The 13,358-nt window shown below is 71.5% G+C and carries 13 protein-coding genes; 10 read left to right on the forward strand and 3 right to left on the reverse strand.

Annotation, left to right across the window (positions count from 1 at the left end; all coding sequences use genetic code 11):
• Positions 1 to 46 precede the first annotated feature (46 nt).
• Both EYW40_RS16080 and EYW40_RS16085 read right to left on the reverse strand, forming a co-directional pair.
• Positions 47 to 322, reverse strand: a complete 276-nt coding sequence (locus tag EYW40_RS16080; RefSeq protein WP_135822674.1) for an ArsR/SmtB family transcription factor — start codon at positions 320 to 322, stop codon at positions 47 to 49.
• Positions 323 to 434: 112 nt separating this feature from the next.
• Positions 435 to 719, reverse strand: coding sequence for a DUF357 domain-containing protein (locus tag EYW40_RS16085; protein WP_135822675.1), 285 nt, complete (start codon positions 717 to 719; stop codon positions 435 to 437).
• A gap of 117 nt (positions 720 to 836) precedes the next feature.
• On the opposite strand from EYW40_RS16085, the gene grxC reads away from it, so the two are divergent.
• Together grxC and EYW40_RS16095 are read left to right on the forward strand one after the other, a co-directional pair.
• On the forward strand, positions 837 to 2,162 hold the full coding sequence (grxC, locus tag EYW40_RS16090) for a glutaredoxin 3 (RefSeq protein WP_135822676.1): 1,326 nt from the start codon (positions 837 to 839) through the stop codon (positions 2,160 to 2,162).
• A gap of 137 nt (positions 2,163 to 2,299) precedes the next feature.
• Positions 2,300 to 2,584: a DUF7545 family protein gene (locus EYW40_RS16095; RefSeq protein WP_135822677.1), complete on the forward strand. Its 285-nt coding sequence runs from the start codon at positions 2,300 to 2,302 to the stop codon at positions 2,582 to 2,584.
• 5 nt (positions 2,585 to 2,589) lie between these two features.
• On the opposite strand, the gene EYW40_RS16100 is transcribed toward EYW40_RS16095, so the two are convergent.
• A complete protein-coding gene (locus EYW40_RS16100) occupies positions 2,590 to 3,261 on the reverse strand; it encodes a 2,5-diamino-6-(ribosylamino)-4(3H)-pyrimidinone 5'-phosphate reductase (protein WP_135822678.1) in 672 nt (223 codons plus the stop codon).
• Between the two features lie 192 nt (positions 3,262 to 3,453).
• Here EYW40_RS16100 and EYW40_RS16105 point away from each other — a divergent pair, with 192 nt between their 5' ends.
• The 8 genes from EYW40_RS16105 to EYW40_RS16140 all read left to right on the forward strand — a co-directional run bounded on the left by EYW40_RS16105 (position 3,454) and on the right by EYW40_RS16140 (position 13,351).
• Positions 3,454 to 4,725, forward strand: a complete 1,272-nt coding sequence (locus EYW40_RS16105; RefSeq protein WP_135822679.1) for a Single-stranded DNA binding protein — start codon at positions 3,454 to 3,456, stop codon at positions 4,723 to 4,725.
• Positions 4,722 to 6,383, forward strand: a complete 1,662-nt coding sequence (locus EYW40_RS16110) for an RPA family protein (RefSeq protein ID WP_135822680.1) — start codon at positions 4,722 to 4,724, stop codon at positions 6,381 to 6,383. Before EYW40_RS16105 ends, EYW40_RS16110 begins: the two co-directional genes overlap by 4 nt.
• Entirely contained in the window at positions 6,383 to 7,132 is a 750-nt protein-coding gene (locus tag EYW40_RS16115; RefSeq protein ID WP_135822681.1) for a metallophosphoesterase, read from the forward strand. The genes EYW40_RS16110 and EYW40_RS16115 overlap by 1 nt, the downstream gene beginning before the upstream one ends.
• Positions 7,133 to 7,268: 136 nt before the next feature.
• Positions 7,269 to 7,583, forward strand: a complete 315-nt coding sequence (locus EYW40_RS16120) for a PadR family transcriptional regulator (protein ID WP_135822682.1) — start codon at positions 7,269 to 7,271, stop codon at positions 7,581 to 7,583.
• 92 nt (positions 7,584 to 7,675) lie between these two features.
• Complete coding sequence (locus EYW40_RS16125) at positions 7,676 to 10,519, forward strand: DEAD/DEAH box helicase (RefSeq protein WP_135822683.1); 2,844 nt, start codon at positions 7,676 to 7,678, stop codon at positions 10,517 to 10,519.
• Positions 10,520 to 10,605: 86 nt separating this feature from the next.
• Positions 10,606 to 11,589, forward strand: a complete 984-nt coding sequence (locus EYW40_RS16130; protein ID WP_135822684.1) for a DUF7978 family protein — start codon at positions 10,606 to 10,608, stop codon at positions 11,587 to 11,589.
• Positions 11,590 to 11,621: 32 nt separating this feature from the next.
• Positions 11,622 to 12,317: a protein sorting system archaetidylserine decarboxylase gene (locus EYW40_RS16135; protein ID WP_135822685.1), complete on the forward strand. Its 696-nt coding sequence runs from the start codon at positions 11,622 to 11,624 to the stop codon at positions 12,315 to 12,317.
• The gene (locus EYW40_RS16140; RefSeq protein ID WP_135822686.1) at positions 12,314 to 13,351 is read left to right on the forward strand and encodes a hypothetical protein; all 1,038 of its coding nucleotides are present in this window, start codon (positions 12,314 to 12,316) and stop codon (positions 13,349 to 13,351) included. The genes EYW40_RS16135 and EYW40_RS16140 overlap by 4 nt, the downstream gene beginning before the upstream one ends.
• Positions 13,352 to 13,358: the final 7 nt, after the last annotated feature.

Below are 13,358 nucleotides of genomic sequence, written 5' to 3' on the forward strand. Positions count from 1 at the left end.
CCTTTCGCCGGGGTCACGATATACTCTTTCCCACTTTCGCCCGTAGTCACTCGACGTGTTCGACGATCTCCTCGACGGCGTCCCAGTGGTCCCGGACGCGGTCGGTCGGGAAGTAGACCGCGCCGTAGTCGTCGCCGCTGTTCTCGACGATCCCGTTGTCGCCAAGCACCTCCAGGTGGTGCCGGACCGTCTTGTAGTCGAGGTCGAGGTCGTCGGCCAACTGGTTCGCGTTCCGGGGTCGTTCGTCCAGGGCACGGAGGATCCGGGCGCGGTTCTCGCCCCCGCGGGTCCCGGTGAACACGTACCACAGGACGGCCTCCATTTGGTAGGGGGACGGGAGCGGCGCTTGTAAAGCCACCCGACTGGCGTCCGGCGGTCTCGCCCCGACGAAACCGCGGCCCGCCCCGCCGGGCGACGGCGTCGTGCGGCCCCGGTCAGACGGTGAACAGGTGTCCGTCCGTCGGGACGTCGAACAGGCCGATTCGCGCGCCCGCGTCCAGCCAGGCGTGGCCGTACGAGAACGCCGCGAGCGCGTTGACGAGGTCGTCGTTCTCCCGGAAGTGCCTGCCGTCGTCGAGGTACGACTCGGCCATCTCCAGACACTCCGCGCTGGCGTCGTCGAGCGGCGTCCCGGCGGGTGCGACCGGCTCCGCGGCGTCCAGCGCCTCGGCGAGCAGGCGCTCGTAGCGGTCCGTCTTCTCGTCGATGTCGGCGGCCATAGCCGGCCGGAGGGCCGACCCGCCCGTAAGCCCTTCGGCGGGCGTCCCGCGTCCGCGATGTCGGAAATCCATGAACACAACGCAAGCTAAATACGCCGCCCAGCCGAACTGTTGGGCATGAGTGACCAGCCGCGCGTGGAGATATACACGAAGGAGGACTGCCCGTACTGCGAGAAGGCGAAGGACCTGTTCGACGCGAAAGGCATCGAGTACGAGGAGTACAACGTCACCGGCGACGACGAACTGTTCGACGAGATGGTCGAGCGAGCCGACGGGCGACAGACCGCTCCCGAGGTGTTCATCGACGACGAGCTGATCGGGGGCTGGGACGACACCAGCGCGCTGAACGAGACGGGCGAACTCGACGAGAAGCTCGGCATCGCGGACGACGGGGCCGACGACGCCGTCGAGCACCGCAAGCTCGTCATCGCGGGCACCGGCATCGCCGGGCTGACGGCGGCCATCTACGCCGCCCGCTCGAACAACGACCCGCTCGTGATCGAGGGCGACGAACCGGGCGGCCAGCTCACGCTCACGACGGACGTGGAGAACTACCCCGGGTTCCCCGAGGGGATCGGCGGCCCGGAGCTGATCAACAACATGAAAGAGCAGGCCCGGAAGTTCGGGTCGGATCTGATAAACGGCGTCATCGAGCGCGTCGACGACTCCTCGCGCCCGTACCGGGTGGAGCTGAAAAACGGCGACGTGTACACCGCCGACGCCGTCATCGCCGCCAGCGGCGCGAGCGCCCGCACGCTCGGCGTCCCCGGCGAGGACGAGCTGATGGGCTACGGCGTCTCGACGTGTGCGACCTGCGACGGCGCGTTCTTCCGCGGCGAGGAGATGCTCGTCGTCGGCGGCGGCGACGCCGCGATGGAGGAGGCCGACTTCCTCACCAAGTTCGCCTCGAAGGTGTACATCGCCCACCGCCGCGAGGAGTTCCGCGCGGAGGACTACTGGGTCGACCGCATCCAGGAGAAGGTCGACGAGGGCGAGGTCGAGATCCTGAAAAACACCGAACTCGTCGGCATCGAGGGCAGCGCCGAGGACGGCGTCGACGAGGCGACGCTGGTCGAGCACCCCGAGGGCCACCCCTCGGAGAAGCGCGACGACCCCGAGACCGAGGAGTACACGATGGACGTGGGCGCGGTGTTCCTCGCCATCGGCCACACGCCGAACACGGAGTACCTCGAGGGCACCGACGTCGAGATGGACGACGCCGGCTACATCAAGACCGAGGGCGGCAAGGGCGGCGGCCAGACGCGGACGGGCGTCCCCGGCATCTTCGGGGCCGGCGACGTGGTCGACTACCACTACCAGCAGGCCGTGACCGCGGCCGGCATGGGCTGTAAGGCGGCGCTCGACGCCGACGACTACCTCGAAACGCTCGGCAGCGCCGGAGCGGAGGCGTCCGCGGACGCGGCGGTCGAGGCCGACGACTGAGCGGCCGAGCGTTTCATCGCGAGGCTGCAGTCTCGGCCTCGGTTTGCCGACGACTGAGCGGCTAACTTCTCCCGAAACGGCTCGCCGGCGACGGACGGACCCAAAGACGGATTAGTCGGACCCGCGAAGGTGGCGGCATGACGGACACTATTTCCGTGACGATAGAGTCGTCGGACGACGGCACAGACGAGATCGAACTCCCCGAGAACCTCGTCGACATGCTCGCGGAGGACGGCGAGGACGCCGCGACGGTCGTCGGCGACATCGCCCTGTTCGGCTGCGCCCAGCGCATCCACGGCGCGATCCACCACGGTCAGGGCGAGCCGAGCGAGGCCGTCCAGGCCGTCGAGGAGGACACGATGGAGATCTTCGAGGAGCGGTTCGGCGCGACGTTCGGCGAGCTGACCGGCCACGACCACTGACGCGGTCAGTCGCTTTTCTCCACCGTCCACCGCAGGAGGACGCCGTCGTCGACGCGCTCGACGCCGTCGAGCGACAGCGCCGGGAACTCCTCGACGAACCCCTCGCCGTCCGCCAGCGTGGGCGCGTCGCGGCCGCCGATCACCGTCGGCCCGACGAAGACGGTCAGTTCGTCGACCAGCCCCGCGTCGAACAGCGAGAAGATGAGTTCGCCGCCGCCCTCGACCATGAGGCGGTCGACGCCCCGGTCCGCCAGCGCGTCGAACGCCGCCGGGAGGTCGACCCGCTCGCCGCCGGCGGCGATGGGTTCCGCGCCCGCCTCCCGGAGCGCGGCGACCCTGTTGGCCGGGGCGGCGTCGCTCACCAGCACGTAGGTCGTCGCCGCGTCGTCCAGAACGCGGGCGTCGGTCGGCGTCCGCGCCCGGGAGTCCGCGACGACGCGGGCGGGGTGGCCCGACTCGCCGCGGTCGCGCCGCCGTTCGACGCGCTCGGGGTCGTCAAGCGTGAGGTGCGGGTCGTCGGCGAGCACCGTGCCGACGCCGACCGCGACCGCGTCGCTGTCGGCCCGCACGCGGTCGACGCGGTCGAAGTCGTCCGGCCCGCTGATGGCGACCTGCTCGCGCCCGCGGTGGGAGAGTTTCCCATCGGCGCTCATCGCGGCGTTGACGACGACGTGCATGGGGGAGCGTTTCGGAGCGGGCGAGTAACCGCTTTCGCCTCCGCCCGAGCGACGATTCCGCTCGGCGAGTTCGACGCGCTGGAGTTCGAGACGCCCGGCGGAACCCCGGAGTCGGGGCGCTGACCGCCGGCACGCGGTCGAATCCCCGTTTCCACGGAATGGTTTTTAGGGGCCCCTGCCGAAGTACCGGTGATGAGCTTGGACGATCATGCCGAGGAACTCGCCTCCGACCTCGGTGTTGACAAAGAGGAGGTCAAAGAGGACCTTGAGAACCTGGTGTCGTACAGCGTGCCGATGGACGAGGCCAAACAGAGCCTCCGCCGGAAGTACGGCGACGGGAGCACGGGCGGCGGGACGCCCAACCAGACCGACGTGGCCGACATCGGGACCGACGACGGAAACGTCACGGTGACCGCCAAAGTGCTGACAAAAGGCAAACGCTCCATCCGGTACCAGGGCGAGGACAACGTCATCTACGAGGGACGGCTCGCCGACGAAACGGGCGTCATCGACTACACCGCCTGGACCGAGGTCGGGTTCGAGCCCGGCGACACCGTCACGCTCGGCAACGCCGGCGTGCGCGAGTGGGAGGGCGAACCCGAACTCAACGTCGGCGAGAGCACGACCGTCGCCCGCGCGGACGACGACCTGACCGTCGACTACGAGGTCGGCGGCGACGCCGACCTGATCGACGTGGCCGTGGGCGACCGCGGCGTCAACGTCGAGGCGCGCGTCGTCGAGGTCGAGACCCGCACGATCGACGGCCGGGACGGCGAGACGGAGATCCTCTCGGGCGTGCTCGGCGACGAGACCGCGCGGCTCCCGTTCACGGACTGGGACCCCCACCCCGAGATCGAGCAGGGGGCCGACCTCCGGATCGGGAACGTCTACGTCCGCGAGTACCGCGGCGTGCCCTCCGTGAACGTCTCGGAGTTCTCGACGGTCGAGGCGCTCGACCGGCCGGTGGACGTGAGCGCCGCCGCCCCGCGGATGGGCGTCGGCGAGGCCATCGAGACCGGCGGCGTGTACGACGTGGAGGTCGTCGGCAACGTCATCGCGGTGCGTGACGGCTCCGGCCTGATCCAGCGCTGTCCGGAGTGTGGCCGGGTCATCCAGAAGGGGCAGTGCCGGACCCACGGCGAGGTCGACGGCGAGGACGACCTGCGCGTGAAGGCCATCGTCGACGACGGCACCGGCGCGCTCACCGCCGTGCTCGACGAAGGGCTCACCGAGGACGTGTACGGCGGCGACGTCGACGACGCCCGCGAGCAGGCCCGCGAGGCGATGGACCAGGAGGTCGTGGCCGACACCATCCGGGAGAACGTCGTCGGGCGCGAGTACCGCGTCCGGGGCCACCTCTCGGTCGACGAGTACGGCGCGAACCTGGACGCCGCAGAGTTCGAGCGCACGGACGACGAGCCGGCGGACCGCGCTCGCGACCTCGTCGAGGAGGTGACGGCATGAGCGAGAGCGACGACGGCGGCCCCGGCAACCGCGAGGTCGCCTACCGCCTGTTCGCCGCGGCGTTCGACGACGCCGAACTGGAGTTCTCCGAGAGCGACGAGGAGCGCGCCCCCAACTACGTCGTGACGCCGACGGGCGCGCGGGTCAACCGCCTGTTCGCGGTGGGCGTGCTCACGGAGATAGAGCAGGTCAACGAGGACGTGCTGCGGGCACGCGTGGTCGACCCGACCGGCGCGTTCGTCGTGTACGCCGGCCAGTACCAGCCCGACGAGATGGCGGCCCTGGAGCGGATGAACCCGCCGGCGTTCGTCGCGGTGACGGGCAAGGCAAACACCTTCCAGCCGGACGACTCGGACCGCGTGTTCACCTCGATCCGCCCGGAGAGCATCAACGAGGTCGACGCCGACACCCGCGACCGGTGGGTCGTCGCCACCGCCGAGCAGACGCTCGACCGCGTCGGCACGTTCGCGGACGCGCTGGATCTGGGGGAGACCGGCGACGCGCTCGAAGCGGCCCTGCGTGAGCGCGGCGTCGACCCGGCGCTCGCACAGGGGATCCCCATCGCGCTGGACCACTACGGCACGACCCGTGAGTACCTCGGCGAACTCCACGGCGTGGCCGTCGACGCGGCCCGCGTCGTGGCCGGCGAGATAGACGCCGACGAGGTCGGGCCGCTGTCGCTCGCGCCGGGCGAGGGCGGCGACGAGGCGGGCGTCGAGTTCACGCGGTCGCAGGTCGGCGAGGCGGACGGGACGACGACCGCGACGGCGGAGCCCGACGCGGAACGCGATACCGCGACCGACGACCCCGCGGAGCCGGCGACGGACGACGCCGGGGCCGCCGCCGGGGAGACCGAACCGGCCGCCGAAGCGACCGAATCGGCTGCCGAAGCGGCCGACCCCGCGGCCGACGCCGAATCGACCACGGACACCGAACCCACCACGGCCGACGCGGAATCCACGACGGACGCCGAATCGGACGACGACGCCGCCGAACCCGCCGCGTCCGAGGCGGGCGTCGACGAGGCGACGGCCGCCGACGCCGAGGTGGACGGGGAGGCCGAACCCGCGGTCGAGGACGACGACGGCGAGGAGGCGCTCGGCGACTGGGACGACACGGCCGACGCGGAGCCGAGTGGGGACGCTGTGACCGACGAGGAGTCCGAATCCGAGGCCGACGCCGCGGCGGACGTGGGCACGGCCGACGCCGGCGACGAGATGTACGAGTTCGACGAGGAGGAACGCGAGCAGATAGAGGAGGAGTACGGCACGGAGTTCACTACCGGGACCGAAGTCGACGAACCCGGCGAGGCCGACATCGACATCGTCGAACCCGGCGAGGAGGCGGCCGACCCCGAGCCGACGGAAGGCGAACCCGCCGACGGGGCGGACGAGGCGGCCGCCGAGCCGGCAGGCGACTCCGCGGGCGCGGACGGTGAGGCCGACGCGGAACCCGCCGCCGACGTGGACCTCGACGCGCAGGTCATCGACACGATGGAGGAACTCGACGACGGCGACGGCGTGCCGCGCGAGGACCTCGTCGCGGCGGTCGTCGACCGGACGGGCGCGGCCCCGGGCGACGTGGAGGACGCCATCCAGGACGCCCTGATGGGCGGCCAGTGTTACGAGTCCGGCGAGGACACGCTGAAGCCGATCTGATGGCCGCGGTCGAGCCGGTCCCGGGCGCGCCCGCCGCAGTGGCCGACCACGGCGACGGGCGGGCGCTCGTCGTCGCGGACTACCACGCCGGCATCGAAGCCGGACTGCGCTACGAGCGGGGCGTCGAGATCGACAGCCGCGCGGAGCGGCGGCGCGAGCGCCTGCGGGGGTTACTCGCCGAGACCGACCCCGACCGGCTGGTGGTGCTCGGCGACCTGATGCACTCCATCGGCGATCCGGGCGGCGCGGAGCGCGGCGAGGTGGAGGTGCTGCTGGAGTCCCTGCCCGCGGACCTGCCGGTGACGCTTGTCAAGGGGAACCACGACGGCGACGCGGAGTCGTGGGTCGAGGGCGTCGACGTGACCGACGGCGACGGCGTCCGGATCGGCGACGTGGGGTTCGCGCACGGCCACACGTGGCCCTCGCCGGACGTGCTCGCGGCGGACGTGGTGTGTACGGCCCACGAGCACCCGTGCGTCCGGCTTGAGGACGAGGTCGGCGGGAGCCGCGTCGAGCGCGTCTGGCTCCGCGGGCCGGCGGCGGCCGAACCGTTCGCGGCCCGCCACGACGGCCTCGACTGGACGGCCCCGGACCTCGTCGTGTTCCCGGCGTTCAACGAACTGTCGGGCGGGACGTGGGTGAACGTCGCCGGCCAGTCCTTCCTCTCGCCGTTCCTGCCGGAGGGGCTGGTCGACGGGCAGGCGTACCTGCTGGACGGCACTCGCCTCGGCACGTACGACCGGGTCTGAACCGGGCGCGACACGCGGCCTCTTCGTCGTCCGCGGACACTGTCCGCGACGCGACCAAACTGTTTGGGTGAAGGGTTTACCCGCGTGACCGTGGTAGAGGAATTCGCCTCAGCGGGGGGCATCTGGGGGGAAACCAATGTATGACCTAACAGGATTTCAGCGCGATCTGCTGTACGTGATCGCCGGCGAAGACGATCCGCACGGACTCGCGATCAAGGACGAACTGGAGGACTACTACGAGTCCGAGATCCACCACGGTCGGCTGTACCCGAACCTCGACACGCTCGTCGAGAAGGGGATCGTCGACAAGGGCGAGGTGGACCGACGGACGAACTACTACGCGCTGACCCAACGCGGCGAGCGCGAGATCGAGGCCCGGCGCGAGTGGGAGCAGCAGTACATCGACGACGGGGAGGAGCTGGAAGTCGGGCGAGTTGCGGAAGCCGACTGACGCGACCGCGGGAAACGCGACGGGCCACCCATTTTTCGACGCGTCGGCCGCGGACGACGCGCTTAATCCGGTCGAACCGCTAGAGTGGATCGATGAGCGACAGCGGCGTCGCACCGGATTCTGCCGCGTTCACGCGACTCGGCGACGAGGTCCGGGCGGCGCTCTCGGATCGGGGGTTTCACACGCCGACGGAGCCACAGAAGCGGGCGATCCCGCCGCTTTCGGCCGGCGAGGACACGCTGGTCGTGGCACCCACGGGGACTGGCAAGACCGAGACGGCGATGCTCCCGGTCTTCGACGCCATTGCCCGGGCGGAGCCGCGGTTCGGCGTGTCGGCGCTGTACGTCACGCCGCTGCGCGCACTGAACCGCGACATGCGCGAGCGCCTGGACTGGTGGGGCGAGGAACTCGGCATCGACATCGACGTGCGCCACGGCGACACGACCGACTACCAGCGGAGCAAGCAGGCGGAGGACCCGCCCGACGTGCTGGTGACGACGCCGGAGACCCTGCAGGCGATGTTCACGGGGTCGAAGCTCCGGCGCGCGCTCGAAGACGTCGAACACGTCGTCGTCGACGAGGTCCACGAACTCGCCGCCTCCAAGCGCGGGGCCCAGTTGACGGTCGGCCTCGAACGGCTCCGCGAACTGGCCGGCCCGTTCCAGCGGGTCGGCCTCTCGGCGACGGTCGGCGACCCGGCGGATGTCGGGCGCTTTCTCACCGGCGGCCGCGGCTGTACCGTGCGTTCGGTCGACGTGGGGAGCAAGGTGAGCGTGACCGTCCGCGAGCCGACCGTGACCGACGAGGACGAGCGCCTCGCGGGCGAACTGATGACGGACGCATCGACGGCCAGCCACGTCCGGGCGATCCGGGACGTGGTGGCCGAGAACGAGTCGACGCTGATCTTCGTCAACACGCGCCAGACCGCGGAGGCGCTTGGCTCGCGGTTCAAAGAACTCGACCTGCCGATCGGCGTCCACCACGGGTCGCTGTCGAAGTCCGCCCGCATCGAGGTCGAGGACCGGTTCAAGGGCGGCGAACTGGACGCCCTGCTCTGTACGTCGTCGATGGAACTGGGCATCGACGTGGGTCACATCGACCACGTCGTCCAGTACGGTAGCCCACGGCAGGTGACCCGCCTCCTCCAGCGGGTCGGGCGGGCCGGCCACCGGATGGACCAGGTCTCGGAGGGGACGGTGATCACCACCCGGCCGGACGACACGTTCGAGGCGCTGGCGATCGCCCGCCGCGCGAAGGCCGGCGAGGTGGAACCGACGGCGATCCACGACGGCAGCCTCGACGTGGTCGCCAACCAGGTGCCGGGGATGGTGATGGCCAGCGAGGACGGCGTCGGCGCGATGTGGGCCTACGAGGTGGTGACGAACGCGTACCCGTTCCGGGACCTGACACGGGAGGAGTTCCGGGCGGTCCTCCGCGAACTGAAGGGCAACCGGATCGTCTGGGTCGACGAGGAGGCCGACCGGATCGAGTCCTCGGGGAGCACCTGGCAGTACGTGTACGCCAACCTCTCGATGATCCCCGACGAGGAGACGTACACCGTCGAGGACGTGGCCAGCGGGCGCGGCATCGGCACGCTCGACGAGCGGTTCGTCGTCAACTTCGCCGCGCCGGGCGAGGTGTTCATCCAGCGCGGCGAGATGTGGCGGATCACCGAGATAGACGACGAGGAGAGCGAGGTGCTTGTCACGCCCATCGAGGACCCCGCCGGCGAGGTGCCAACGTGGGTCGGCCAGGAGATACCGGTGCCCCGCGCCGTGGCCGGCGAGGTCGGCGAGATGCGCGGCGTCGCCGCACCCCAGTTCGCGGCGGGGGCGGACGCGGCCGGGGTCGCGCGCGAGTTCGCCGGCAGGTATCCGACCGACGAGCGGACCGCCGAGCGCGCGCTGGCACAGGTCGAGCGGCAGGTCGAGGCGGACGCGCCGACGCCCACCGATGACCGGATCGTCGTCGAGCACCGCGGGCGGACCGTCGTCGTCAACGCCGCGTTCGGCCACCAGGTCAACGAGACGCTCGGGCGCGTCCTCTCGTCGCTGGTCGGCCAGCGGACCGGGTCGTCGGTCGGCCTCGACGTCGACCCCTACCGGATCGAACTGGAGGTACCGAGCGGCGTCACCGGCCCGGACGTCGTGGAGGTACTGGAGGACACCGACCCGGACCACGTCGAGGCGATCATCGAACTGAGCCTCAAGCGCTCGGACGCGCTGAAGTTCAAGCTCTCGCAGGTGGCGGCGAAGTTCGGCGCGCTGAAGCGCTGGCAGGGGTCGGGCGGCTTCTCGGCCGACCGCCTGCTCGCCGCGCTGGAGGACACGCCCGTCTACGACGAGGCGGTCCGCGAGGTGTTCCACGAGGAACTCGACGTGGCCGGCGCGGCCGAGGTGCTGGCCGCCGTCCGCGACGGCGACCTCGAACTCGTCTCCGTCGGCGGGCGCACCAGCGTCGGGACGGGCGGCCGCTCGGGCGGGCGCGAACTGCTCGCCCCGGAGAACGCCGACGCGAGCGTCATCGACACCGTCCGCGAGCGCATCCGGAACGACCGCGTGATCCTGTTCTGCCTCCACTGTCAGGACTGGAAGCGCAAGAAGCCGGTCCGGCGGGTGCGCGACCAGCCCGAATGCCCGGAGTGCGGGTCGACGCGGGTCGCCGCGCTCAACCCGTGGGCCGACGAGGTGGTGAAGGCCGTCCGCGCCCCGGAGAAAGACGAGGAGCAGGAGAAACAGACCGAGCGGGCGTACCGGTCGGCCAGCCTCGTCCAGAGCCACGGGAAGCGGGCGGTGATAGCGCTCGCCGCCCGCGGCGTCGGCCCGCACAACGCCGCCCGCATCATCAACAAACTCCGCGAGGACGAGGACGAGTTCTACCGCGACATCCTCGCGCAGGAGCGCCAGTACGCCCGGACGCAGTCGTTCTGGGACTGACCGGGGACGGCCGACCGGCCCGCGCGGGCGGCCGTTCGTGATAGCCTCCCGACACCTATTTACCGGGGAGGGAACATGACGCGAACATGGCTGTCGACGGGCGGGGCGGAGCGGACGAGGGTGGATCGATACCGGTCGTGTCGGGGGTCGTCGCCGGCGTCGGCGCGCTGGTGGCCGGCCTGGCCGCGACGTACCTGGCCAAGTCGGGCGCGATAGCGGATGCCAGAGCCCGGACCTGGGACGAGGGTGGCATGTTCGAGGCCGTCCTGCAGACCCCCGGGACGGACGGGTGGGTCGAGCAGTTCAACGTCACGACGCCGGACGCGCCCACCGAGGGGGTGGAGTCGACGTTCGCCTTCTACGGCGTTAACGCGCCCGGGGACGAGACGGTCGTGTCGTGGCTGTACCAGCGCATGCACGGGCTCGACCCCGGCGGCACGATCGAAATAACGCTGCCGGACGGCAGCGCGACGTACGCGCTGTCGCTGAACGTCGGCGTGGAGACGTGGCTGCTCGCCGTCCCGCCGCTCGTCCTGACGGCGGCGGGCTACCTCGTCGTCGCCCGCATGGACCCGGCTGACCGGTCGGCGAAGGCGGGCGGCGCGGTCGCGGTGGGCTACGCCGTCGGGACGGCGGCGCTGCTCGTGGCGTTCGCGTGGAACGAAAGCGGGACGTACGGCGACGCCTCCGAGAGCGCGGTCGCCGTCAGCTACGGGGCCGACCTCCTGCCTGCGGTTCTCCAGATGGGCGTGGCATACCCGCTGGTCTTCGGGCTGCTCGGCGGCTATCTTGCGTGTCGGCGGACCGCGTCGGCGGCCCCGTCCGCCGGCCGGCGAGCCCCCGGTGGCGACCAGCGAACGCCCCGCGGCGGCCAGCAGGGACGGAGCCAACAGCGGCGAGGCCAGCAGGCGCGCGGACGGAACGAACGAGCGGGCGGCCAGCCTCGAAACGAGCGGCGGGACACGGGCGGTCAGCAGCGCCAGGGTCGGGGGCGCTCGGAGCGGCCGCCGGCCGAGCGCCGCGACGGACGCGACCGCGGCCGCCGGGACGACGGGTCGCGGCGTCCGTAACGCACATACTCCCGGCACTCCCGTGATCGGATATGACTCTCGCCCCGGGCGGCTGGCGCTACGCCGTGCCGCCGGCGCTGGCCGCGGTGCCCGCGCTCATCTTCTCGGTCGGCCTGAGCGCCGCGCTGGTCGCGCTCGCCGTCGGCGTCGTCGCGTTCTTCCGCGACCCCGACCGGACGCCGCCGCCGACCGGGGTCCTCTCGCCCGCGGACGGGAAGGTGTCGGTGATCCGCGAGGAGGGCGACCGCCTCCGCGTCGGCGTGTTCATGAACGTCTGGAACGTCCACGTCAACCGCGCGCCGATGGCCGGCACGGTCGAGTCCGTCGAACACCGCCCGGGCGCACACCGCCCCGCGTTCTCGAAGGAGTCCGACCGGAACGAGCGGGTGTGGATCGAGTTCGGCGAGTGCGAGGTGAGCCTCATCGCCGGCGCGTTCGCGCGGCGGATCCACCCCTACGTCGAGGCGGGCGACGCGGTTTCGCGGGGCGACCGCATCGGCCACATCGCCTTCGGTAGCCGGGCGGACGTGCTCCTGCCGCCGGACGTCGACCGCGCGGATCTGGCCGTCGAGAAGGGGGATAAGGTGACCGCCGGCGAGAGCGTGATCGCCTACTCGGGCGACGCGACGCCGCCGGTCGGCGGCCAGACGGTGCTCGGCGTCGAGGACGAGGCGGACGGCGTCGACCCGACCGGAACCGACCCGGACGAGGAGGGCGGTCCGGCGTGAGCGGCGAGGACGAAACCCCGTCGGTCCGCGAGCGGATCGGCGAGGTCGAGGTGACCCGGCGGCAGGCGCTGGCCGGCGCGGGCGGCGTCGGGGCGCTCGGCGCCGGCAAGGCCGCTGACAACGTGTTGATCGGCTACGGCGTCGTGGTCGGCGAGAACCTCGTGACCCAGGACCTCGCGGCGCTGGTCGACGAACGGCTCGACCCGTCGCTTGGCGACTCGCCGCTGCCCGGCGGCTACCGGGGCGCCGTCGACGACGGGACGCTGTTCGTACTGGACGGCGACGAGACGGCCGCCTCGGTCGCGCTCCCGGCCGACCCGTCGGAGGGCGCGGCGGTCGACGACGAACTCGGGTTCGGGGAGGCCCCGGTCGAACAGCTCGTCGCCGACCTCTCGGACCTGCTCGACGGGAACTACGAGTACGCCTTCTCGAAGCGCGACCCCTTCTTCGAGCGGGTCGACGCCGCCGAGCCGCGGCCGTTCACGGCCGGCGCGCTCCGCGGGCCGTACTACGACGACGCCGACCCGGAGACGGTCCGGGCGTTCGCCGACGCGGACCCCGCGCGGCCGCGGGCGGTGCTCTCCGGGCTCGTGGACGCGTTCCGGGAGCACTCCTCGTACGACGTGGCGCGGTACGTCGCCGGGTCGATAGAGGACAACGTACTGTTCGGCAGCGTCGACCTCCGACAGCACTTCCGGACGCCCGCGGACTTCGACGCGGTGCGCGAGGACGACGGCACGGGGATGTTCTGCTGGGAGTTCACCAATCGCTCGCTGGAGGCGCTGCACGCCGTCCCGGCGTGGCGACAGCGTCGCCCCGCCGTCGGCCTGAAGATGCTCGACGAGCGCCACAAGCACGTGTACACCGGCGTCGGGAGCGTCGTCCGCGAGGACGGCGACCTCGTGATCCCGGTCACGTTCGTCGACTACACGCACTCGACGCTGTACGACGACTTCTACGTGACCGGCCTGCTCGGCGAGGGCGTGGAGGCGTACAACGAGCGCCACCGCGCGACGGACGTGTACTGGCCGTAAGCCGCGG

The sequence above is a fragment of the Halostella litorea genome, from assembly GCF_004785955.1.
Lineage (GTDB): Archaea > Halobacteriota > Halobacteria > Halobacteriales > Natronoarchaeaceae > Halostella > Halostella litorea.

Coding starts and splice junctions, on each gene's coding strand:
- EYW40_RS16130 (WP_135822684.1), top strand. CDS start 10,606: ATGGCTGTCGACGGGCGGGGCGGAGCGGACGAGGGTGGATCGATACCG.
- EYW40_RS16095 (WP_135822677.1), top strand. CDS start 2,300: ATGACGGACACTATTTCCGTGACGATAGAGTCGTCGGACGACGGCACA.
- EYW40_RS16085 (WP_135822675.1), bottom strand. CDS start 719: ATGGCCGCCGACATCGACGAGAAGACGGACCGCTACGAGCGCCTGCTC.
- EYW40_RS16110 (WP_135822680.1), top strand. CDS start 4,722: ATGAGCGAGAGCGACGACGGCGGCCCCGGCAACCGCGAGGTCGCCTAC.
- EYW40_RS16125 (WP_135822683.1), top strand. CDS start 7,676: ATGAGCGACAGCGGCGTCGCACCGGATTCTGCCGCGTTCACGCGACTC.
- grxC (WP_135822676.1), top strand. CDS start 837: ATGAGTGACCAGCCGCGCGTGGAGATATACACGAAGGAGGACTGCCCG.
- EYW40_RS16100 (WP_135822678.1), bottom strand. CDS start 3,261: ATGCACGTCGTCGTCAACGCCGCGATGAGCGCCGATGGGAAACTCTCC.
- EYW40_RS16115 (WP_135822681.1), top strand. CDS start 6,383: ATGGCCGCGGTCGAGCCGGTCCCGGGCGCGCCCGCCGCAGTGGCCGAC.
- EYW40_RS16135 (WP_135822685.1), top strand. CDS start 11,622: ATGACTCTCGCCCCGGGCGGCTGGCGCTACGCCGTGCCGCCGGCGCTG.
- EYW40_RS16105 (WP_135822679.1), top strand. CDS start 3,454: ATGAGCTTGGACGATCATGCCGAGGAACTCGCCTCCGACCTCGGTGTT.
- EYW40_RS16120 (WP_135822682.1), top strand. CDS start 7,269: ATGTATGACCTAACAGGATTTCAGCGCGATCTGCTGTACGTGATCGCC.
- EYW40_RS16080 (WP_135822674.1), bottom strand. CDS start 322: ATGGAGGCCGTCCTGTGGTACGTGTTCACCGGGACCCGCGGGGGCGAG.